This is a genomic window from Pseudomonas sp. GW-45 (assembly GCF_056896675.1).
In genome coordinates, this window is sequence record NZ_CM167674.1 from 3,199,976 (window position 1) to 3,219,251 (window position 19,276).

22 protein-coding genes are annotated in these 19,276 nt (G+C 57.8%); 7 read left to right on the forward strand and 15 right to left on the reverse strand.

Annotated features, from left to right (window positions below; all coding sequences use genetic code 11):
* The 9 genes from nusB to AC1XYH_RS14975 form a co-directional block, all read right to left on the reverse strand.
* Positions 1 to 474 (reverse strand): transcription antitermination factor NusB, encoded by a 474-nt coding sequence (nusB, locus tag AC1XYH_RS14935; RefSeq protein ID WP_483323925.1) that lies wholly within the window; start codon positions 472 to 474, stop codon positions 1 to 3.
* A complete protein-coding gene (gene ribH, locus AC1XYH_RS14940; RefSeq protein ID WP_123891205.1) occupies positions 475 to 951 on the reverse strand; it encodes a 6,7-dimethyl-8-ribityllumazine synthase in 477 nt (158 codons plus the stop codon).
* A 61-nt stretch (positions 952 to 1,012) separates the two neighbouring features.
* Positions 1,013 to 2,107, reverse strand: coding sequence for a bifunctional 3,4-dihydroxy-2-butanone-4-phosphate synthase/GTP cyclohydrolase II (gene ribBA / locus AC1XYH_RS14945; RefSeq protein ID WP_483323926.1), 1,095 nt, complete (start codon positions 2,105 to 2,107; stop codon positions 1,013 to 1,015).
* A 23-nt stretch (positions 2,108 to 2,130) separates the two neighbouring features.
* On the reverse strand, positions 2,131 to 2,793 hold the full coding sequence (locus tag AC1XYH_RS14950; protein WP_483323927.1) for a riboflavin synthase: 663 nt from the start codon (positions 2,791 to 2,793) through the stop codon (positions 2,131 to 2,133).
* Positions 2,794 to 2,821: 28 nt separating this feature from the next.
* A complete protein-coding gene (nhaD, locus tag AC1XYH_RS14955) occupies positions 2,822 to 4,078 on the reverse strand; it encodes a sodium:proton antiporter NhaD (protein WP_483323928.1) in 1,257 nt (418 codons plus the stop codon).
* Between the two features lie 12 nt (positions 4,079 to 4,090).
* Positions 4,091 to 5,230: a bifunctional diaminohydroxyphosphoribosylaminopyrimidine deaminase/5-amino-6-(5-phosphoribosylamino)uracil reductase RibD gene (gene ribD / locus AC1XYH_RS14960; protein WP_483323929.1), complete on the reverse strand. Its 1,140-nt coding sequence runs from the start codon at positions 5,228 to 5,230 to the stop codon at positions 4,091 to 4,093.
* Positions 5,214 to 5,687 (reverse strand): transcriptional regulator NrdR, encoded by a 474-nt coding sequence (nrdR, locus tag AC1XYH_RS14965; RefSeq protein ID WP_483323930.1) that lies wholly within the window; start codon positions 5,685 to 5,687, stop codon positions 5,214 to 5,216. Before nrdR ends, ribD begins: the two co-directional genes overlap by 17 nt.
* A 124-nt stretch (positions 5,688 to 5,811) precedes the next feature.
* Positions 5,812 to 7,296 carry an AMP-binding protein gene (locus AC1XYH_RS14970; RefSeq protein ID WP_483323931.1) on the reverse strand — a complete coding sequence of 495 codons (1,485 nt, stop codon included), beginning with the start codon at positions 7,294 to 7,296 and terminating at the stop codon, positions 5,812 to 5,814.
* The gene (locus tag AC1XYH_RS14975; RefSeq protein ID WP_483323932.1) at positions 7,293 to 8,282 is read right to left on the reverse strand and encodes an NAD(P)H-dependent flavin oxidoreductase; all 990 of its coding nucleotides are present in this window, start codon (positions 8,280 to 8,282) and stop codon (positions 7,293 to 7,295) included. The genes AC1XYH_RS14970 and AC1XYH_RS14975 overlap by 4 nt, the downstream gene beginning before the upstream one ends.
* A gap of 131 nt (positions 8,283 to 8,413) precedes the next feature.
* Here AC1XYH_RS14975 and AC1XYH_RS14980 point away from each other — a divergent pair, with 131 nt between their 5' ends.
* The 7 genes from AC1XYH_RS14980 to AC1XYH_RS15010 all read left to right on the forward strand — a co-directional run bounded on the left by AC1XYH_RS14980 (position 8,414) and on the right by AC1XYH_RS15010 (position 14,338).
* Positions 8,414 to 9,319 (forward strand): LysR family transcriptional regulator, encoded by a 906-nt coding sequence (locus tag AC1XYH_RS14980; RefSeq protein WP_483323933.1) that lies wholly within the window; start codon positions 8,414 to 8,416, stop codon positions 9,317 to 9,319.
* Positions 9,320 to 9,380: 61 nt separating this feature from the next.
* Positions 9,381 to 10,049: a class I SAM-dependent methyltransferase gene (locus tag AC1XYH_RS14985; protein WP_483323934.1), complete on the forward strand. Its 669-nt coding sequence runs from the start codon at positions 9,381 to 9,383 to the stop codon at positions 10,047 to 10,049.
* Positions 10,050 to 10,127: 78 nt separating this feature from the next.
* Complete coding sequence (locus AC1XYH_RS14990) at positions 10,128 to 11,012, forward strand: tetratricopeptide repeat protein (RefSeq protein WP_483323935.1); 885 nt, start codon at positions 10,128 to 10,130, stop codon at positions 11,010 to 11,012.
* 151 nt (positions 11,013 to 11,163) lie between these two features.
* Positions 11,164 to 11,772, forward strand: a complete 609-nt coding sequence (locus tag AC1XYH_RS14995; protein WP_483323936.1) for a DUF2796 domain-containing protein — start codon at positions 11,164 to 11,166, stop codon at positions 11,770 to 11,772.
* A gap of 45 nt (positions 11,773 to 11,817) precedes the next feature.
* Complete coding sequence (locus AC1XYH_RS15000) at positions 11,818 to 12,528, forward strand: ATP-binding cassette domain-containing protein (protein WP_483323937.1); 711 nt, start codon at positions 11,818 to 11,820, stop codon at positions 12,526 to 12,528.
* Positions 12,528 to 13,790, forward strand: coding sequence for an ABC transporter permease (locus AC1XYH_RS15005; protein ID WP_483323938.1), 1,263 nt, complete (start codon positions 12,528 to 12,530; stop codon positions 13,788 to 13,790). Before AC1XYH_RS15000 ends, AC1XYH_RS15005 begins: the two co-directional genes overlap by 1 nt.
* Positions 13,791 to 13,813: 23 nt before the next feature.
* Positions 13,814 to 14,338 carry a DUF3299 domain-containing protein gene (locus AC1XYH_RS15010; protein WP_483326395.1) on the forward strand — a complete coding sequence of 175 codons (525 nt, stop codon included), beginning with the start codon at positions 13,814 to 13,816 and terminating at the stop codon, positions 14,336 to 14,338.
* 15 nt (positions 14,339 to 14,353) lie between these two features.
* On the opposite strand, the gene AC1XYH_RS15015 is transcribed toward AC1XYH_RS15010, so the two are convergent.
* From AC1XYH_RS15015 to AC1XYH_RS15040, 6 genes are read right to left on the reverse strand one after another with little or no spacing between them, the layout of a single operon-like run.
* Entirely contained in the window at positions 14,354 to 15,427 is a 1,074-nt protein-coding gene (locus AC1XYH_RS15015) for a tetratricopeptide repeat protein (RefSeq protein WP_483323939.1), read from the reverse strand.
* Complete coding sequence (locus tag AC1XYH_RS15020; RefSeq protein ID WP_483323940.1) at positions 15,427 to 16,116, reverse strand: energy transducer TonB; 690 nt, start codon at positions 16,114 to 16,116, stop codon at positions 15,427 to 15,429. The genes AC1XYH_RS15015 and AC1XYH_RS15020 overlap by 1 nt, the downstream gene beginning before the upstream one ends.
* Positions 16,116 to 16,529, reverse strand: a complete 414-nt coding sequence (locus AC1XYH_RS15025) for an ExbD/TolR family protein (RefSeq protein WP_483323941.1) — start codon at positions 16,527 to 16,529, stop codon at positions 16,116 to 16,118. Before AC1XYH_RS15025 ends, AC1XYH_RS15020 begins: the two co-directional genes overlap by 1 nt.
* A 10-nt stretch (positions 16,530 to 16,539) precedes the next feature.
* Positions 16,540 to 17,055: a MotA/TolQ/ExbB proton channel family protein gene (locus AC1XYH_RS15030; RefSeq protein WP_483323942.1), complete on the reverse strand. Its 516-nt coding sequence runs from the start codon at positions 17,053 to 17,055 to the stop codon at positions 16,540 to 16,542.
* Positions 17,048 to 18,400 carry a MotA/TolQ/ExbB proton channel family protein gene (locus AC1XYH_RS15035; protein WP_483323943.1) on the reverse strand — a complete coding sequence of 451 codons (1,353 nt, stop codon included), beginning with the start codon at positions 18,398 to 18,400 and terminating at the stop codon, positions 17,048 to 17,050. The genes AC1XYH_RS15030 and AC1XYH_RS15035 overlap by 8 nt, the downstream gene beginning before the upstream one ends.
* The gene (locus tag AC1XYH_RS15040) at positions 18,397 to 19,158 is read right to left on the reverse strand and encodes a DUF3450 domain-containing protein (RefSeq protein ID WP_483323944.1); all 762 of its coding nucleotides are present in this window, start codon (positions 19,156 to 19,158) and stop codon (positions 18,397 to 18,399) included. Before AC1XYH_RS15040 ends, AC1XYH_RS15035 begins: the two co-directional genes overlap by 4 nt.
* Between the last annotated feature and the right edge of the window lie 118 nt (positions 19,159 to 19,276).

The following is a 19,276-nucleotide window of genomic DNA, read 5'->3' on the forward strand; positions in this document are numbered from 1 at the left end:
TTACCTGTTACGCGCGGCACTAACCTCGGCCTTGCGCAAACGCGGAGCCAACTTATCGAGAATGCCGTTGACGTACTTGTGGCCGTCAGTGGCACCAAACGACTTAGCCATCTCAATAGCTTCGTTGATCACTACGCGGTAAGGCACGTCGATACGCTTGAGCAACTCGTAAACGCCAATACGCAGCACGGTCAGCTCTACCGGGTCTAACTCTTTGATATCACGATCCAGCACCGCACCTAGCTGATTATCCAGTTCATCCAGGTTGCGCGGCACGCCCGTCAACAGCTCGTGAAAGTAGGCACTATCGACCTTACTGAAATCGTTATCGGTACGAAACTGCGCTTCGATATCGCTCAACGCCTGGCCAGCCATGTGCCAGGAATATAGCGCTTGCAACGCCAGGCTGCGGGCCTTACGACGGGCAGATGCCTTGGGGCGAGCGGGTACTGCTTGCTGCTCGGGGTTGTCCACTTAGGCCTCCAGCTGCTTGATCACGCTGACCATTTCATAGGCCGACATGGCCGCTTCAGCGCCTTTGTTACCTGCTTTGGTGCCGGAGCGCTCGATGGCCTGCTCGATGCTGTCGACGGTCAACACGCCGAAAGCGACGGGAATGCCGTACTCCAGCGAAACCGAGCCCACACCTTTAACGCATTCGCCAGCGACGTATTCGAAGTGCGGTGTACCGCCACGGATGACGGCGCCGAGGGTGATGATGGCGTCGTACTGCTTCAGGTCAGCCACTTTCTTGACCATCAGCGGAATTTCAAAAGCGCCCGGCACGCGAACGATGGTGATGTCAGACTCTTTCACGCCGTGACGCTTGAGCGAGTCTACAGCGCCCTCTACCAGGCTCTCGACGACAAAGCTGTTGAACCGGCCAACAACCAGTGCATAGCGGCCTTGGCCAGTTACAAAATCGCCTTCGATGGTACGGATAGCAGTCATAGCACTCTCTCTCAATTAAAGAACCGGCAACGCGCTCGGGCATTGTCGTGAATCAACGGATTTATTCGCAGGGCAGGTATTCTACTACTTCCAGGTCGAAACCGGATATGGCATTGAACTTCATCGGCGCAGACAGCAAGCGCATTTTGCGCACACCCAGGTCGCGCAGAATCTGCGAGCCGGCACCTACGGTATTGTAGGTCGAAGGGCGACGTGGCGATGCATTGCCTTCACCGAGGTTGCTGACGTGCGCGAGCAGCGAATCAGCATCGACTTGATTACCCAACAGCAACACCACACCGGTGCCTTCAGCGGCGACCCGGCGCATGGCATCTTGCAGGCTCCAACGACCCGTTTCAGGCACCAGAAACAGATCACGCAACGGATCAACGTTATGCACGCGCACTAACGTTGGCTCTTCTGGCTGAATGTCGCCGAGAGTCAGCGCCATATGCACCACATCGTCGGTGCGATCACGGTAGGCCACCAGCCGGAACTCGCCCAGCTCGCTCTTCAGTAGCTTTTCATCTGCGCGCTCAACCGTGCGTTCGTTGAGCAAGCGGTAATGAATCAGGTCCGCAATGGTGCCAATTTTCAGGTCATGCTGCTTCGCGAACGTCTCGAGATCAGGGCGACGCGACATGCTGCCGTCATCGTTCATGATTTCACAGATGACCGCCGACTCACCAAAACCGCCCATGCGCGCCAGGTCGCAGGAAGCTTCAGTATGCCCAGCACGCGCCAGCACGCCGCCGGGCTGTGCCATCAGCGGGAAGATATGACCAGGGCTGACGATGTCATCGGCAACCGCATTCGCTGCTGCTGCAGCTTGTACAGTGCGCGCACGGTCAGCCGCAGATATACCGGTGCTAACACCTTCGGCAGCCTCGATAGACACAGTGAACTTGGTGCCAAAGCCCGAACCATTACGCTGCACCATTAGCGGCAACTTGAGGCGCTCGCAGCGCTCCAGGCTCATCGGCATACAGATCAGACCACGACCAAAGCGCGCCATGAAGTTGATGTGCTCGGCCTGGCAGGCCTCGCCGGCCATGATCAGATCGCCTTCGTTTTCGCGGTCTTCGTCATCCATCAGAATGACCATCTTGCCCGCGCGAATATCTTCAATCAGTTCTTCAATGCTGTTCAGTTTCATCCGGCCCTCCAGGGGCTGGTTAATCAGGATTTGAGGAAACCATTTTCGGCCAGAAAGCCCATGCTTATACCGCCAGCGGTTGGCTCTGCGGCTTTCTCGCCGAGCAGCAAGCGCTCCAAATAGCGGGCAATCAGATCAACTTCAAGGTTGACCGGGCTACCATTCTGGAAGTCGCCCATGATGGTTTCCTGCAGGGTATGCGGCACTATGTTCAGGTGGAATACGGCGCCCTCTACCGCGTTCACGGTCAGGCTGATTCCATCGACCGTAATCGAGCCTTTCTCGGCAATATACTTGGCCAGCTCAGCAGGCGCCTCAATGCGAAAGTGCCAGGAACGCGCATCTTCGTGCATCGATAGCACCTTACCGACGCCGTCCACATGGCCGCTGACCAAATGGCCACCGAGGCGCGTGGTCGGCGTCAGTGCTTTCTCTAGATTGACCCGGCTGCCCGGTTTTAGCCGCGATAACGCGGTACGGCGAATAGTCTCCTGGCTGACATCAGCCCAAAAGCCATCGCCTGGCAGCTCCACCGCAGTTAGACAGACGCCGTTAACGGCAATGCTGTCGCCCAATTTGACGTCGCCTAGATCCAGCTTGCCGGTTTTGACGTACAGACGTACATCGCCACCACTGGGCTGCATGCTCTGAACCTGACCAACTGCTTCGATAATACCGGTAAACATAAACTGCCTCGTACGTGATCCGTGCTGGTCAGGCGACCAGCAGTCCTAACCCGTAAACGCCAATAAAGCCGAAAGCAAAGGCCATCAACAACAGACCGAAGCTACGCAGGTAGGTAATGAAGGTGAGGCCAGGCATCTTGCTCATAGCAACGATGCCGGCGGCGGAACCAATTATAAGCAGGGAACCGCCCACACCGACAGCATAGGTCAGACCCATCCACTCGGCGACGCTCATCTGCAGGTTTGCCTTGAGCAATGCGGCGGTCAGCGGAACGTTATCGATCAGCGCCGACAACATGCCCATCAAGAAATTGGCCAACAGGGTCGGCATGACGTCATACAGCGAGGTCAGGCTCTGCAGCGTGCCGATAAATTGCAGCATGCCGACCAGCAACAGCACGCCAAGGAAGAACAGCAACGTCTCGAACTCGATGACGCGGATGTATTCCAGAATCGGGTCGTTGTCGATGTCTTCATTGAAGAAGCGCGCAATCAGGAACATGGTTGCCAGACCGGTGAGGAAGGTCAGCACTGGCGGAATCGCGAAGAACAGGCTCAACAGAATGGTGGCGAAAATCGTTACTAGAAAGAGCCCGCCAATGACCTTGTCCACGCCGCGCAATTCATGCAACGCATTTTTTTCAATCACCACTTCGCTATTAAGGCCAACCGACAGCAGGGCCGCCAACAGCAACACCGCCAGCAGCGCCGGCGCACTGAGCAACAGCAGGTTGGTGATTTCGACCTTATCGGCCATGAAAATCATCAGTGTGGTGACATCACCGGTAATCATCGAGACGCCGCCGGAGTTGACGGCAAACACCACCAGGGTGGCAAAGCGCAGCATTTTGCGCAGTTCCAGATTGAGACTCAGCACCAAAGCGACCGAGACCAGCGTGGCGGTGATATTGTCGGCGATGGAAGAGAAAACAAAGCAGAATATACCGGTCAGGAACAGCAGCTTTCGCTCGGTAATCCGGCCCGGCAGGATGCGGTAAATGATGTTTTCGATCAGGCCTTTCTTGTTCAAGTAGGCCACGAAGGTCATCGTCGCCAGCAGGAACAACCAGAGGCTGGCGATATCGGTAATGTTCTCGTTCAGTGCCCCCTGCACCCGCGCGCGCATGGCATCATCCGGCGCGGCGATAAACAACACCATCCACGATAGCGCGCCGAACAGCAGCACCACCTTGGCTTTATTTACATGAATGACTTCTTCAAGAACGACGCCCAAAAAGGCGACTACTGCCATCACCAGGAGCAGTATCTGTACGCTGCTTTGCATTGTCTTACACTCTCAGGAAGGGAAAATCGGGCGTGCGGTGATGCGCCAATCCTGGCCTATGGCTCGCATATCGGTAACGGCGATATCCATCGCCTCGCTCATGCTCTCGAAGGGGAGCTGCATCAATGGGCGCGCCTGACTTCCCAGCAGGCGCGGCGCCATATACACAATAAGTTCGTCTACCAGACCGGCACGCCAGAAAGCGCCAGACAGCCCTGCACCAGCCTCGACCAGTACCTCGTTGCAACCGCGCTCGGCCAAGTTGCGTAGCACGGTGACAAGGTCCACCTTGCCATCGTCACCGGGCAGCGCCAGCAGCTCACTGCCAATGCTCTGATAGGATTCCGCAGCCTGTTCAGCGCTGGTGCTGATCACCAATGTGGGCCCGGCTTCACGAAAAAAACGTTGCTCCAGCGGCACACGCCGCAGACTGTCGATCAAAACCCGCAGCGGCTGACGCTGCACGGCGGCTGCCGCCTCATCGGCAGACAAGCCGAGTTCACTGGCACGCACGGTCAGCGCCGAGTCGTCCAGCAATACGCTATCGGCGCCGCTGATCACAGCGCCACTGCGGGCCCGCAGACGCTGCACATCGGCGCGCGCGGCGGGACCAGTAATCCATTTGCTTTCACCACTGGCCATGGCGGTACGGCCATCCAAACTCATCGCCAACTTGACTCGCACCCAAGGCAAGCCCTGCTGCATGCGTTTAATAAAGCCAGGATTAAGCTCGCGAGCCTGCTCTTCCAACAAACCACAGGTGACCTCGATGCCCGCGTCACGCAGGCGCTGCAGACCGTTGCCAGCGACTTGTGGATTAGGGTCTTGCATGGCCGCGACTACGCGGCTGACACCGGCTTTGATCAAGGCATCGGCGCAGGGCGGAGTCTTACCAAAATGGCTGCAGGGCTCCAGGGTGACGTATGCAGTGGCGCCGCGCGCCCGTTCGCCGGCCTGCGCCAGCGCATTGACTTCGGCATGGCCTTCGCCGGCCTGCACGTGCCAGCCTTCGCCGACAACCTGCTCGCCGTGCACCAGCACGCAGCCAACTCTGGGATTGGGCTCGGTGGTGTACAAACCCCGAGCGGCAAGCTCCAGCGCTCGGCTCATCAACTCACGGTCAGCAAAGCTCCACTCAGGCATCAGTATCATCCTGGTCACGGCGCGACAGGCGCTCGATTTCTTCGCGGAATTGGTTCAGATCCTGGAAACGGCGATACACGGAGGCAAAGCGAATATAGGCGACTTCGTCGAGCTGCTTGAGCTCACTCATGACCATCTCGCCGACTACCATGGCCTTAACCTCACGCTCGCCAGTGGCGCGCAAACGGTGCTTGATATGGCCAATGGCAGCTTCGATTTGCTCCACGCTAACCGGACGTTTTTCCAGCGCACGCTGGAAACCGGCACGCAGCTTTTCTTCATCAAAGGGTTGCCGGCGCCCGTCCTGCTTGATGATGCGCGGCAGGACCAGCTCAGCGGTTTCGAAGGTAGTGAAACGTTCCTGACAGGCAAGGCATTCGCGACGACGGCGCACCTGGTCACCCTCGGCCACGAGGCGAGAGTCGATCACCTTGGTGTCATTGGCGCCACAGAATGGACAATGCATGTAAGTTTTCCCGGACGGATAAAAGCGGCCTACATCTTACTCTCTTGTAGGCCTCGATAAAAATGTATCCTCACATTTCAAAACCAAAACCCGCCGGGAAGGCAGAAAACACGCGATTTTGGTCTCAGGAGGGAACAAAGAGTTCGCGCAGACGACGCTTGGCGACCTTGCCGTTATCATCGCGCGGCAAACTCTCGATCAGTTCAACGCGACGCGGCACCTTATAGCCCGCCAAACGCTCGCGCACAAACTGCTGCACTTGCTCTGCGCTGAGCAGCCCTTCAGGGGCGGCGACTACGGCCATCAACGACTCGCCATACTCCGCATCGGGAATACCTACCACGGCGCAGTCGATTACCCCAGGCAGGGTAATCAACACATGCTCAATCTCGGCTGGATAGATATTCACACCACCGGAAATCACCATGTCCGACTTGCGATCGCAGATGTAGAGGTAACCCTCCTCATCCATATAGCCAATGTCGCCCACCGTAACCAAATCACCCAGGCCCGCCTTTTCGCGTGCCTCGTCGTTATTGAGGTAAGTGAAGTCCGGCACCGCGGGCTGACGCACGTAGATCACGCCCGGCTCGCCTTGTGGGCAGTCGTTCCCTTCTTCATCGACAATACGAATACGCGTCTCGCCAATCAGCCTACCCACGCTGCCCGGCTTGCGGCGCGCAGATATGGGGTCTTGAATAGTGATCATGCCGGTTTCGCTGGAAGCGTAGGTTTCATAAATAACCGGGCCCCACCAGTCGAGCATCTGCAGCTTCACATCCGGCGCACAAGGCGCGCCGGTAGACGCGACGAAACGCACTGATGACAAATCATATTTGGCTTTTACGTCTTCCGGCAGTCGCAGCAAACGCACATACATGATCGGCACCAAAAACACTGTATCGATTCGGTGCTTCTGGATCAGTGCTAGCGTTTGTTCCGCATCAAAGCGCGGCATCACCACCATCAGCTCGGCTTGCACGATCGACTGCTGCGCGAAGGAGCTAGGCGCGCTGTGATAGAGCGGAGCAGAAACCAATGTACGCACACCCGGCTCAATCCCCCAGGTGGTGCGCGACAAAGCCTGTATGGCTACTGCCAAAGCCTCCCGATCTTCCGGTGGCGGCGCCATGCGCTTAACGCCTTTAGGGCGACCGGTAGTACCTGATGTATAAGCCATATGGGTGCGTGGCGTACGCACCTCACCTTCATACACTGCTTGTTCCGCGAGCCATGCTTCATAAGGCAAGCGTCCTGCGGTGAGCCCACCAGAAGCGCCGTTTACCAATACCGTGACGCCCTCTGGGATAGCACCTTCGAGCGCGTCGAGCAGATCGGCCTCGACCAAAAACACCTTAGCCGCCGAATCTTTCAGCAGGAACGCGACTTCTTCCGCTTTAAAGTGCCAATTCACCGGGCAATAAAAACAGCCCGCGGTCTGGCAACTCTGGATCGCATCGATAAACGCCGGGCCGTTGCGCAGCATCACAGCCATGACATCACCGTCTTCAACCCCTAGCCGCGCCAGACCACCTGCAAGCTGTAACGCACGCTGAGCAACCTCATCACCACTGCGATCCAGATCACCACAAATTAAACGAGCGGTCATGACTGTTCTCCGTAAGGGCTAGCGATGCTCTGCATACGTGCACGCGCGCTGGCATACTCTTTCTCAAGCTTGCTAACCGCTTCTGCCGTGGAGGTAATCGCGCCGATACTGCCCACGCCTTGCCCTGCGCCCCAGATATCGCGCCAAGCCTTGCTCTTATTGCTGCCGCCTGAGCCAAACTTCATGGTGCTCTTGTCGCCTTCCGGCAACGCATTCGGGTCCATCCCGGCGTTTTGAATACTGGGCTTCAAATAATTGCCATGCACGCCGGTAAACAGGTTGCTGTAGACGATGTCATCGGCACTGGTATCCACCAGCATCTGCTTGTAGGCCTGATCCGCATTGGCTTCGTGCGTGGCGATAAAGCGCGTGCCCATATAGGCCAGATCTGCGCCCATGGCCTGGGCTGCAAGAATTTGCTCGCCCTTGGAAATCGAACCAGACAGGATGATAGGGCCGTCATAGAACTCACGAATTTCCGATACCAGCGCAAAGGGGCTCAGCTGCCCAGCGTGGCCACCGGCGCCAGCACAGACCAGAATCAGACCGTCGACGCCCGCTTCAATCGCTTTTTTGGCGTGTTTAACGTTGATTACATCGTGGAATACCAGACCGCCGTAGCTGTGAATCGGCCCAACCACTTCGTTAGGCGCACGCAGGCTGGTAATGACGATTGGCACCTTGTACTTAACGCACATTTCTACGTCATGCTGCAGGCGATCATTGCTGCTATGCACAATCTGGTTCACCGCAAAGGGCGCGACTACGGCATCAGGATTTGCCGCCTTGTACTCCGCCAACTCGCGGGTAATGCGCTCAAGCCACACGTCCAACTCTTCGGCAGGACGAGCATTAAGCGCAGGAAAGGAACCGACTACACCGGCCTTGCATTGAGCAATCACCAGATCGGGATTGGAAATAATGAACAGGGGGGAGCAGATAACCGGCAATGTGAGCGAGTTCTGCAGAACGCTGGGTAGACTCATTGTTGTTCTCCTTGGACTAAGTCGGGCGATGACAAGATCACAAAAATTTGGTGCTGGGACTATAGAAGCCTGCCATTTAATCTACAATGCCCACCAATAAGCCCAAACTGTTTACGAATAGGCAACAATAGGTGGACATAAAAAACCTGCAGTTTCTCAGCGCCGTGGTCGAGGCTGGCAGCATGAGCAGCGCCGCTCGCCGGCTTGGCACCTCACGCTCGCACGTCAGCCGCCGACTCAAAGCGCTAGAGCAAAGCATGCAGGTGCAGCTATTCCGCCGCACCACACGCCGCGTAGAACCCACGCAGATTGGCTGGGCGCTCTACGAGCATGCCGCGCGCATCAGTCAGGAGCTGCAAGCACTGCAGGCTACGGTAGACGACTTGGGCAAGAACCTGCGCGGACATATTCGTCTCAGCGTACCGGTTGCACTGGGCCAACAGGTGGTCGGCCCGCTATTACTGGAATTCGCCAATCTCTACCCTGAGGTTAGCCTGCAGCTGACCTTCAGCAACCGTATCTTTGACCTGGTGGCCGCCGAGATTGATGTCGCTATACGGGTCACCTCGACCCCGCCCGACACTCTGGTCGCCCGTGATCTTGGCCCGGTCGACTGGGCGCTCTGTGCCAGCCCCGCCTATTTACAACAGCAAGGCACACCACAGCAGCCCGACGACCTGTTGCAGCTGGACATGGTCAGCGTCAATTTACCCGAGCAACGCCTGCCATTGGAGCTGTTCGACGGCAGGCAGACCCACACTCTGACCTTGCGCCCACGATTGCAAACCGAAGACATGCCGTTCCTCAAGCGTGCCGCCTTAGCTAACGTAGGCTTCGCGCTGCTGCCGCTATACAGCGTGCAGCACGAACTCGACAGCGGCGAACTGTCGAGACTGCTACCCGACTACCGCGCCAGAGTCAGCGCTTGGGGCGATCAGCTCTACTTGCTGACGGCACCCAACCTCTACCCAACACTGGCCACGCGCGCGCTGATTGAGTTTCTAAACAGCCGGCTGCGCGCTGTCCTGCAGCCTTGAAGGTTCCGCTACCAAGAGCTCCGAGGGTTACAATAGCCGCGACTGAACTGCGGATATCGCCATGACCCTCGCTACTCTCACCGCTGAATTACACAAGGTGCTTCCCGAAGCGCAACTGTTAACCACTCGCTTGCCCGAATTGCCTGAGCTGGAGCTATTGCTGCTTGATCCGGCCAATCTTGACCGCGCCTTCGCCAGCGAAGAGACTCGCCGACTATTGGAAAACCCGCCCTACTGGGGCTTTTGCTGGGGCAGCGGTTTAGCGCTGGCACGCTGGATTCTTGACCATCCGCAGCACGTGAGAGGCAAACGGGTACTCGATTTTGGTGCTGGTTCGGGCGTGGTGGCACTGGCCTGCAAACTGGCGGGCGCTGACAGCGTCATCGCCTGCGATCTGGATCAGCCGGCACAAATGGCCTGTGCATTAAACGCCAAACTCAATGATATGCGCCTCGAAATCGCCGCCGATTACTTCGCTGTCAGCGGGCCACTCGACCTGATTATTGCTGCCGACGTGCTCTACGACGCCGACAACCGCCCGTTTCTTGATCACTTTGTGCAGCGCGCGAATGCCGTACTCATTGCTGATTCCAGGATCAGGGAATTGGACCACTTTCCCTATCGGCGCCAGCAGATCCTGTCAGGGCGTACCTCGCCCGATTTGGGCGAACCCGCTGAATTTCGACAAGTAAGTCTGTATACCGCTGGCACTCTCATCACCGGCACTTGATATAGCGCCGCGCCAGCCCTATAAAGACAGCCAGCTTACGAGCGCTTTGTGCTCGCCACTTCATGTATCGGAACCGCCATGTCATCGCCCCACCTTTTTGATGTCACCACCGCCACCTTCGATCGCTACGTACTTGAAAACTCTTTCCACAAGCCGGTACTGGTTGATTTTTGGTCCGACGGTTGCGCGCCTTGCAAGGCCTTGCTGCCGGTACTGACTGCTATCCTAGACAGCTACGCTGGCGAGTTGCTTATGGCCAAGGTGGATTGCGATAAAGAGGCCGCATTGATCGAGCGCTTCGGTATTCGCAGCCAACCAACCGTAGTGTTGTTCAAAGAGGGTCAACCAGTAGAAGGCTTTGCCGGCATTCAAACAGAGAGCGCTATTCGCGAGTTATTGATTCCGCACATTGGTGAGCCACCTGCACAGGCAGACCCGGCACCCCTGCCAGCCGAGATTGCCGCACAGGCAAGCGAATTGCTGGAAGCCGGCGCTCCCGCACAAGCCATACTGCTATTGCAGAAGGCTATCGCCGAAGAGCCCAACGACCAACTTTTGCTGCTACTCGCCCGCGCCCTGGCTGATAAAGGCGAGCTCGACGATGCCGAACAGGTACTCGACGCCATCAGTAAGGCAGGAGCAAAAAAAACAGCGGTTAGCGACTTCAAAACAAAACTGGCATTTCAACGCCAGGCGATCGGCCTACCCGCCGCAGAGCTGCTAACCCACCGTTTAGCCAGCGATCCAAACGACAGCGAAGCGGCCTACCAGTTGGCCATTCTCAGCCTGGCCCGGCAAGATTTCGACAATGCCATGGGTGGCCTCCTGAACCTGATGCAGAACGACCGCAGCCATGGCGATGGTATCGCGCAAAAAACCCTGATGCAGTTGTTTGACCTGCTCGGCGGTAGCAACCCGCTGACCATCCAATACCGCCGCAAGCTGTACCAGGTTCTCTACTAAGCACGCCTTTCTGAGCGGCGGCTACGCCGCTGCTCAGCCTCCACTAACTGCACTTGCTTAACACGCTGAGCATTCAAGCTACACACGGCCTTTACAATAATGAAATAAGATAACATTATGTGTCGCATCCCAACACAGCCGAGTAATAGTCATGCGCCGCCAACTTGCCATTTTCAGTCTTGCCATGCCCCTTAGTATTTATGCCCTGGCCCAAGAGCACCAAGAGCACGCCAGCCTTGGCGCCCACGAACACGGCGTCGCCAGCCTGAACCTAGCCATCGAAGGCAACCAAGTCAGCATCGATCTGGACAGCCCAGCGGTCAACTTGCTGGGCTTTGAACATGCCGCCAGTCAGCCGGAGGACATCGCAAAAGTAGCCGCAGTGCAGGCCCAGTTACACCACGCAGAGCAACTCTTTCAGTTTCCGGCGGACGCTGGCTGCACTCTCGCCTCAGTCGACCTGGACAGCCCGCTGTTTGCCGAGCACGAGCACGAGCACGAAGAGCCTGCACATGAAGACGAACATGAAGACGAACATGAAACCGCAGAGCATGAGCATGAAGAACATAACCACCAGCATGCCGACATTGAGGCGCAGTTTATTTTCAATTGCGCACAACCAGCGGCGCTGAGCAGCCTGCAATTGCCACTGTTCAGCGTTTTCCCCGGTTTACAGCGGTTGAATCTGCAAGCCATTACTCCCAATGGCCAACTGGGCGCCGAGCTAACTCCTGATCACCCGGTTGTCAGTTTCAACTGATAACCTGAATGATGCACACAACCCGCTCGTGGAAACTCGCTGCCAATGACTCGTCCCCTGCTTGAACTCAACGACCTGCGCTTCGCTTGGCCCAAACAGCCCGTGCTGTTGGACATCGCGCATTTTGCGCTGCAACCCGGCGAGCGACTGTTCCTGAAGGGGCCGTCGGGTAGCGGCAAGACCACGCTGCTCGGACTATTGGGTGGTGTGCACCTACCGCAACAGGGCGAGGTAACCCTGTTGGGGCAGTCACTCAGCGAGTTATCCGCGCGCCAGCGCGACCGCTTTCGCGCCGAGCACAGCGGATACATTTTTCAGATGTTCAACCTGCTGCCTTATCTGTCGGTACTGGATAACGTGCTGCTGCCCTGTCGCTTCGCGCAGCAACGGCGCCAGCGCGCCGAGCAACGTCATGGCAGCCTGAACGCAGCGGCGATACACCTACTCCAAGGGCTCGGGCTGAATGACCCGGCACTGCTAAGCCGGCCAGCCACGGCGTTGTCGATTGGCCAACAACAGCGCGTAGCGGCAGCGCGCGCACTGATAGGCAGTCCGGAACTGGTGATTGCCGACGAACCCACCTCGGCGCTGGACGCTGACAGCCGCGAAGCCTTTATCAAATTACTCTTTGCCGAGTGCGCCGAAGCCGGCAGTAGCCTGCTGTTTGTTAGTCACGATACGGCCTTGGCACCGCTATTTGATCGCAGCCTCGCGCTGCCTGAGCTAAATCGTGCGGCCACTGCGGAGGTAAACTGATGTACCTACTTCGTCTGGCGCTACAAAGTCTTAGCAATCGGCGGGTAACGGCGCTGCTTACGGTACTGGCGATCGCGCTTAGCGTAACGCTACTGCTGACCGTCGAACGAGTACGCAGCGAAGCCCGCGCAAGTTTCGCCAGCACCATCAGCGGCACCGATCTGATCGTTGGCGCTCGCTCGGGCTCGGTACAATTGCTGCTGTATTCGGTGTTCCGTATCGGTAACGCCACCAACAACATCCGCTGGGATAGCTACAACGACATCAGTACCTTGCCTCAGGTGAAATGGGCCATCCCTATCTCCCTGGGGGATTCGCATCGCGGCTTTCGGGTGATGGGTACCGATCAGAGTTACTTCAGCCACTTTCGTTTTGGACGAGACAAACAGCTGAGCTTTAGCCAAGGGAAGGCTTTTGATGACCTGTACGACGCGGTCATAGGCGCAGATATCGCCCGCGAGCTGAACTACCAACTGGGTACCGAGTTGGTGCTAGCCCACGGCGCAGGCGCGGTCAGCTTTGTGAACCACGCGGACAAACCCTTTCGCGTCAGCGGTATTCTGACCAAGACCGGCACCCCGGTCGACCGCACCATTCATATCAGCCTGCAAGGCATCGAAGCCCTCCATGTCGATTGGCAACAGGGTATGCCCGCGCGCGGTAGCGCCCATGTTAGTGCCGATCAGGCGCGCGAACTGGACCTCACGCCCAGCGCCATTACCGCCATGTTACTGGGCCTGAATCGCCGCATCGACACCTTCGCGGTACAGCGGCAGGTCAATCAGTTTACCGGCGAGCCGTTATTGGCCATCATGCCCGGCGTGGCACTGCAAGAACTCTGGAGTCTGCTGAGCGTAGCGGAGAAGGCGCTGTTTTTAGTGTCTGCCTGCGTGGTTCTGACCGGTTTGGTGGGCATGTTGAGTGCCATTCTCGGCAGCCTCAATGAACGCCGCCGAGAAATGGCGATACTGCGTTCGGTTGGCGCCAAGCCTTGGCATATCTTTAGCCTGCTGGTGCTGGAAGCCATGGCACTCACCGCCAGCGGCATACTGCTCGGCTTAGCGTTGTTGTACCTGGGGCTTTGGCTGGCGCAGCCAATACTTGAGCAACAATATGGCCTGTTTATGCCGCTTGGCTGGCCAAGCCCTGCCGAATGCAAGCTATTGGCGGCGATTCTGCTAGCCAGTTTGTTACTAGCCTGCATCCCCGCATGGCGAGCTTACCGGCTAGCGCTGGTAGATGGCCTGTCGATCAAAACCTGAGGAAGTATCTCGTGCGCGCCTTGATGAAAGTACCACTATTATCGCTGCTGCTAATGGCGAGCCTGTCTGCGAACGCTGCTCGCGAACTAAGCTGGGACGCCTTAATTCCCGTTGGTACTTCAGAGCAATTCGGCATGCCCGCAGCCATGCACGATTTATCGCAGCTGGCTGACGTACTCAGTGAAAACGCCGACACAGGCGGAACCAGCAGCTCCATCATGGATCAGCAGCAACCCCAAGCGCCAACGGTTACCGAGCTGGATGGCCAAGAGGTCAAGTTGCCGGGGTACATAGTGCCGCTGACCCTCACCGACGAGAACCGCGTAACAGAGTTTCTACTCGTACCTTACTTTGGCGCCTGCATTCACGTGCCGCCGCCGCCATCGAATCAAATCGTGCTGGTGCAGAGCAAGGAAGGCATAGCCTTAGACGCCGCGTATGTACCCTTCTGGATAACCGGCACCTTGCACGTCGAGCAAAGCGAGAGCGAGCTGGCCAGCGCCGGGTATCGTCTCAGCGCCAGCAAAATTGAAGTATTCGAGTACTGAGCGAATGCCGCTCAATCAAGGCGAGGCCTGCGCAGCGGCCGCGGCGTTGCGCAGCGACTGTACTTGCCGCCGCTGCTCCGCGTTACCGGGTCGGGTTTGCGCCAGCGTTGCTTGCATAGCAGGCCAGTCAGCCTGCTGGTACTGCAAATAAGCCACCTGCAGCCAATAGTCTGCATCGCCACTTTGCTGAGCTAATTGTTGCCAGGCGCTCAATGCCTGTTCGCGATCACGCGAGGCCTGCCAGAGTTGGGCTAGCCGCAACTGATGTTCACGATCAGCCGGCAACAACTTTTGCTTGATCAAGGCATTCAGTAAACGCGCGGCCTGCCAAGGCGCGCCGGCTTGCGCGTGCATAGCAACCAGGTTATTCAGATCAGTTGCACGCAGCCCTACCCCGCCTTCATAGGCGAGCCGTAAGGTCGCTGCGGCGTCGGTCTGCTGCCCGGCCATGCTCTGCATACTGGCGAGCTGTCGCCAGCCTTCGCTGTTAGTCGGCGCGCGGCGCACCAATACTTGCAACCAGTTAACCGCCTCGCCGTAACGCTCAAGCTCATAATTCATACCAGCCAAAAGCTGATACCAGACATCATCTGCAGCCGGATTGGCACGGACAATCTGTTCCGCCAACGGAATCGCTTTGCGGTACTGCTTAAGTTCGCGATAGGCCTGCACCAGCATGCGGCGCGTTTCCAGCGGGAGGTTGCCCACGCCTTCTGCTTCCAGCAGCCTCACCGCCTCCTGATAGCGGCCCTGTTGCACCAGCAGCTGCGCCAGATTGCGGCGGTCCTGCTGCGCGGCCTCGCTACTCAACTGATCCTGCGCCAGCCCTTGTTGCAGCCACCGAATAGCCGCTGCGTAATCTTCGCGCTCAATGGCCAGATAGCCCAAACGCTGCTGCACCAGTGCCTGCTCCACTGAACCGGCACTGGTGCTTTTTAAAACATCATTGAGCGCACGTCCGGCGCCACTCAAATCCCCCGATTGCTGCGCCGTACGCGCTGACTCCAGTGTAACGAATACCTTGGGATCAATCTGTTGCGCCTGCGCCAGCGTGGCCAAAAAACACAGTAGCAGTACTGTATAGCGCATCAGCGTCTCCCCTTGGCCAAGCGAAAGTACAACGTCTTGGTGGCTTCACGCGCAACAGCATTGCCGTTCTCGCGCCGCGGCGCAAAGCGCCAGCGACTGGCCGCACGCCGCGCCTCGCGTTCAAATACCCCAGGCGGCTCTGAGGCTGTTACTCGCAGGTTCTCTACCTTGCCATCCGGGGTAATGGTAAAGCGCAAGGTAACCTCACCTTCGATACCCGCAGACAACGCGCGGCGCGGGTAATTGGGCGGCACATCGACCAGCGGGGTCACTTCTTCGGCGGTGCCGGGCGGTGGAGCTGCAGCCGGCGCAGGGGCTGGAGTGGGTGCCGCCGCGGGTGCAGCCGGCGCGGGTCGCAGGTTACTCTGCGTTGGTGCCACGCTCAGACTCATACTGCTTTGCAACTGCGGTACTTCTATCTGCAGTTGCAGCTGGGGAGCTTGCTGCGGCGTTGACGCATCAAGCCGGGGCTCTTCTACGGGCTCCGGTGGTTGTGGACGCTCTGGACGTTGCAATTGCTGCGTCTGATCTTCGCTGGTACTGTCACTGACACTGCGCACAACGCCAATGCGTAGTAGCTCTTCTGGCATCTCGGCATCATCCAACGGCGGCATGATCAGCACCACCATCAGCATGAACAGCGCCAACGCCACCAGCACTGCGCCAAGAAAACTCAGAAAAAGTCGCATCAGCGACCTTCTACCGTGGCGGCCAAAGCGACGGCCTCAACGCCAGCCAGCTTGGCTTGGTCCATCACCCGAATCACCAGACCGCTACGTGCGTCTTTGTCAGCCTGCACCACCACCGTGCTGTCGGGCTGGTCCACCCGCATACGCTCAACGGCCGCACGCACTGCGCGAATATCTACCTGCTTGCGATCGATCCAAATTTCACCGTCAGCACTCACGGCAATCAGAATATTACCCTTGGGTTGCTCTGCTGCGCTGGCAGCCGAGGGCCGCTCGACGCTGATGCCGGACTCCTTGATAAAGGAGCTGGTAACAATAAAGAAAATCAGCATGATGAAGACGATATCCAGCATCGGCGTTAAGTCGATACCGGCCTCTTCATCAGCCGTGCTGTGATGCCTGCGCATGCGCATCGGCGCGCTCCTATTCGTGACGCAAGCGGTCAGACAACCGCTGCAAGGCCCGCCGCGACTGTTGATCCAGTCGCGCCAAGCAAAATAATCCGCTGATGGCGATAACCATCCCGGCCATGGTGGGTACCGTGGCGCGAGATACTCCGGCCGCCATTGCGCGGGGGTTACCGTTGCCGCTCAGAGCCATCACGTCAAATACCTGGATCATGCCGCTCACAGTGCCGAGCAACCCCAGCAAAGGACACAAAGCGATCAGCACCCGCACCATAGGCAAGTACTGGTTCAAACGTTGCCGCGCCTGCGATAACCAGGCGCTACGAATGTGCCTAGCGGCAAGACTGCGGCGTTCACCGCGATCCTGCCAGGCTTGTTGGTAGTCTTTCGCCTGGCTTGGAAACACCCGCGCCAGAAACCACAAACGCTCCAGCATCAGGGTCCACAGCAGCACAGTAGCCAGCAAGATGCCCCAAAGCACCCAGCCGCCACTATCGAGAAAATCCTGTAGATGCCAAAAGGCCTCAGTCACGCGGCTTTTCTCCACCGCCCAGATGCAGCGCGATCAGTCCGGCACTTTGCTGCTCAAGCAATTGAATCAACGCCTTGCTACGCGCGGCCACCAGACTGTGCAAAAACAACAATGGAATGGCGGCAACCAAGCCCAGCACAGTGGTAACCAGCGCCTGTGAAATACCGTCGGCCATCAGTTTGGGGTCGCCGGTGCCGTATTGGGTGATCGCCTGAAAGGTAGCGATCATCCCTGTGACCGTGCCCAGCAGACCAAGCAACGGCGCGACTGCCGCCAACAGCTTGATCAACCCCTGCCAGCGCTCTAACGAGGGGGTTTCCTTGAGAATCGCCTCATCCAGTTTGAGCTCAAGGGTATCCAGCTCTTCCAGCCGCGGCTGGTTGCCGATGACGCTCAGCACCCGACCCAGCGGATTATTGCTCTGCAGGGTATCGAGATCGGCCGCCTGCCGGTCAACCCGGCGCTGCACGCTCTGCAACCAAACCAACCGCACCAGCGCCAGCAGAATACCCAGCACGCCCAAAACAATGATCACATAGCCGACGATGCCACCCTGCATCACCCGCTCCAGCAGCTTGGGCGTACGCTGTTGCTGCTCAATAACATTGCCGCGCGATGGATCAAGCCAGAGGTCGGCCATGCCGTCGCGTGGAGCAACAAAGTCAGCAATCAAGCCGGTACCGTCAGGCTGCCGTTCGACGGCCAGCAATTGCTGACTGTCTGGCTGATAGCTCAGATACTGCCCTTCACTGAGCGCTACAAAAGGCCCGACACTGACCACCGGCTGCTGTCGGGGCTGGCCATGGCGATCCACCACTTGTGTGTCATAACGACTGACTTCACCACTCGCCGTCATATCCTGTTGCAGCCGATACCAGAATTGCTCTAGTTGCTCGACCTGCGGGATACGCTGACTTTGCGCCAGCGCATCCAGCTCTTCCAGACGTTCAGGGAAACGGCTGTTGAGCAAAGAATCCTGCCATTGGCTGCGGGTATCGCCAGCGCCTTGCCGCACCACACCAAACAGTTCACCTAAATTTCCACTGCGCTCGGTCAACTCAGCCTTGATCGCCGCCAACGCCGCACTTTGCTGCTCGAACTGCGCATCCAATGCATCTGCCTTGGCTTGCAGCGCATCGCGTTCGCTCACCGTAGTGCTCATACGTTGTTGCTGCTGGCCACGTTCGCGTATAAACACCTGCTCACGCTCACGCATTTGCGCCTCTTCTGCGCTGCGAGCTTCACGAATGTTGCGCAACAGATCCTGCTTACTGGGGCTTTGCGCTTGAGCCTGGCTCAAGGACAACAAAATCAGTAACAAACATCCCATCCAAACAGGCCTCATGGCGCCACCTCCTGACTAACCGCAGGTAAAGGCAGGCGCAGCATCACCGGCATCTGTTCGGTACGAGCAATCGCTAAGCCCTGCTCAAGTGTGCGCCGATAACCACTGGGCAATACTTGCCAGCTCTGGCTTGTCATATCCCAATAGCCTTGTTCCTGGCCATCCAGTGTTTGATAGAACAGCATCAAGCGACCTAGCCGCAGAAACTCTACTATGCGCCCTTCTTCACCCCGTGCCAGCTCGCCTCGCCAGGCTTCCAGCGTGCGGCCGTAATCGCTTTCTATTTGATAAGCCTCAAGCACCCGGCGATACAGTTCGGCCACGCTGACCTCCGGATCGACCAGCAAGTCTTGCAGCCGCGCCACGCGGTCTTGGCGCTCTTCAGGCAAAAACGGCAGGTCGACCGCAATGAACTGCTCTAACGATTCCACCATGCGGCGAATCAACGGACGCATCTCGGTCTGGGTGTGTTCAATACTACCCAGCTGCTCACGCAGACTATTCAGCTCGTGCTGCTGCTGATCAACGACCTTTTCCATGCGGTTGTTGTATTCGCCCAATTGGCTGATCTGCTGATTGGCTTGCCGGTATGCCTCGAGCGCACTGCGAGTCGCATCGTCGAGTTGCTCTATGCGCCGCTGCGAATCAACCGCGGCAGCGGTCAGCGCACCGCTCTGCTCCTGCGCTTGCTGCACCGCCTGCTGCGCCGGCACTGTCAGCGGCAGGCAAAGCAAGGCTATTAGCCAAACTGCTCTCATTAATATTCTCCCCGGGGAGTGTTGGCCTGAGGCGGCCGCCAAAAGAGAACCATTATCATCTTTGAATGACCAGACTACAACCACTAGGCTAACTCAGTCAGTCTTGCTCCAGATCAAT

What these genes read in the sequence shown, in the direction of transcription:
- ribH (WP_123891205.1), bottom strand. Translation starts at nt 951, where the DNA reads ATGACTGCTATCCGTACCATCGAAGGCGATTTTGTAACTGGCCAAGGC.
- AC1XYH_RS14985 (WP_483323934.1), top strand. Translation starts at nt 9,381, where the DNA reads ATGACCCTCGCTACTCTCACCGCTGAATTACACAAGGTGCTTCCCGAA.
- nrdR (WP_483323930.1), bottom strand. Translation starts at nt 5,687, where the DNA reads ATGCATTGTCCATTCTGTGGCGCCAATGACACCAAGGTGATCGACTCT.
- ribBA (WP_483323926.1), bottom strand. Translation starts at nt 2,107, where the DNA reads ATGAAACTGAACAGCATTGAAGAACTGATTGAAGATATTCGCGCGGGC.
- ribD (WP_483323929.1), bottom strand. Translation starts at nt 5,230, where the DNA reads ATGATACTGATGCCTGAGTGGAGCTTTGCTGACCGTGAGTTGATGAGC.
- AC1XYH_RS14975 (WP_483323932.1), bottom strand. Translation starts at nt 8,282, where the DNA reads ATGAGTCTACCCAGCGTTCTGCAGAACTCGCTCACATTGCCGGTTATC.
- AC1XYH_RS15005 (WP_483323938.1), top strand. Translation starts at nt 12,528, where the DNA reads ATGTACCTACTTCGTCTGGCGCTACAAAGTCTTAGCAATCGGCGGGTA.
- AC1XYH_RS15015 (WP_483323939.1), bottom strand. Translation starts at nt 15,427, where the DNA reads ATGCGCTATACAGTACTGCTACTGTGTTTTTTGGCCACGCTGGCGCAG.
- nhaD (WP_483323928.1), bottom strand. Translation starts at nt 4,078, where the DNA reads ATGCAAAGCAGCGTACAGATACTGCTCCTGGTGATGGCAGTAGTCGCC.
- AC1XYH_RS15025 (WP_483323941.1), bottom strand. Translation starts at nt 16,529, where the DNA reads ATGCGCATGCGCAGGCATCACAGCACGGCTGATGAAGAGGCCGGTATC.
- AC1XYH_RS15040 (WP_483323944.1), bottom strand. Translation starts at nt 19,158, where the DNA reads ATGAGAGCAGTTTGGCTAATAGCCTTGCTTTGCCTGCCGCTGACAGTG.
- AC1XYH_RS14950 (WP_483323927.1), bottom strand. Translation starts at nt 2,793, where the DNA reads ATGTTTACCGGTATTATCGAAGCAGTTGGTCAGGTTCAGAGCATGCAG.
- AC1XYH_RS15020 (WP_483323940.1), bottom strand. Translation starts at nt 16,116, where the DNA reads ATGCGACTTTTTCTGAGTTTTCTTGGCGCAGTGCTGGTGGCGTTGGCG.
- AC1XYH_RS14990 (WP_483323935.1), top strand. Translation starts at nt 10,128, where the DNA reads ATGTCATCGCCCCACCTTTTTGATGTCACCACCGCCACCTTCGATCGC.
- AC1XYH_RS15010 (WP_483326395.1), top strand. Translation starts at nt 13,814, where the DNA reads ATGAAAGTACCACTATTATCGCTGCTGCTAATGGCGAGCCTGTCTGCG.
- AC1XYH_RS14970 (WP_483323931.1), bottom strand. Translation starts at nt 7,296, where the DNA reads ATGACCGCTCGTTTAATTTGTGGTGATCTGGATCGCAGTGGTGATGAG.
- AC1XYH_RS14995 (WP_483323936.1), top strand. Translation starts at nt 11,164, where the DNA reads ATGCGCCGCCAACTTGCCATTTTCAGTCTTGCCATGCCCCTTAGTATT.
- AC1XYH_RS15035 (WP_483323943.1), bottom strand. Translation starts at nt 18,400, where the DNA reads ATGAGGCCTGTTTGGATGGGATGTTTGTTACTGATTTTGTTGTCCTTG.
- AC1XYH_RS15000 (WP_483323937.1), top strand. Translation starts at nt 11,818, where the DNA reads ATGACTCGTCCCCTGCTTGAACTCAACGACCTGCGCTTCGCTTGGCCC.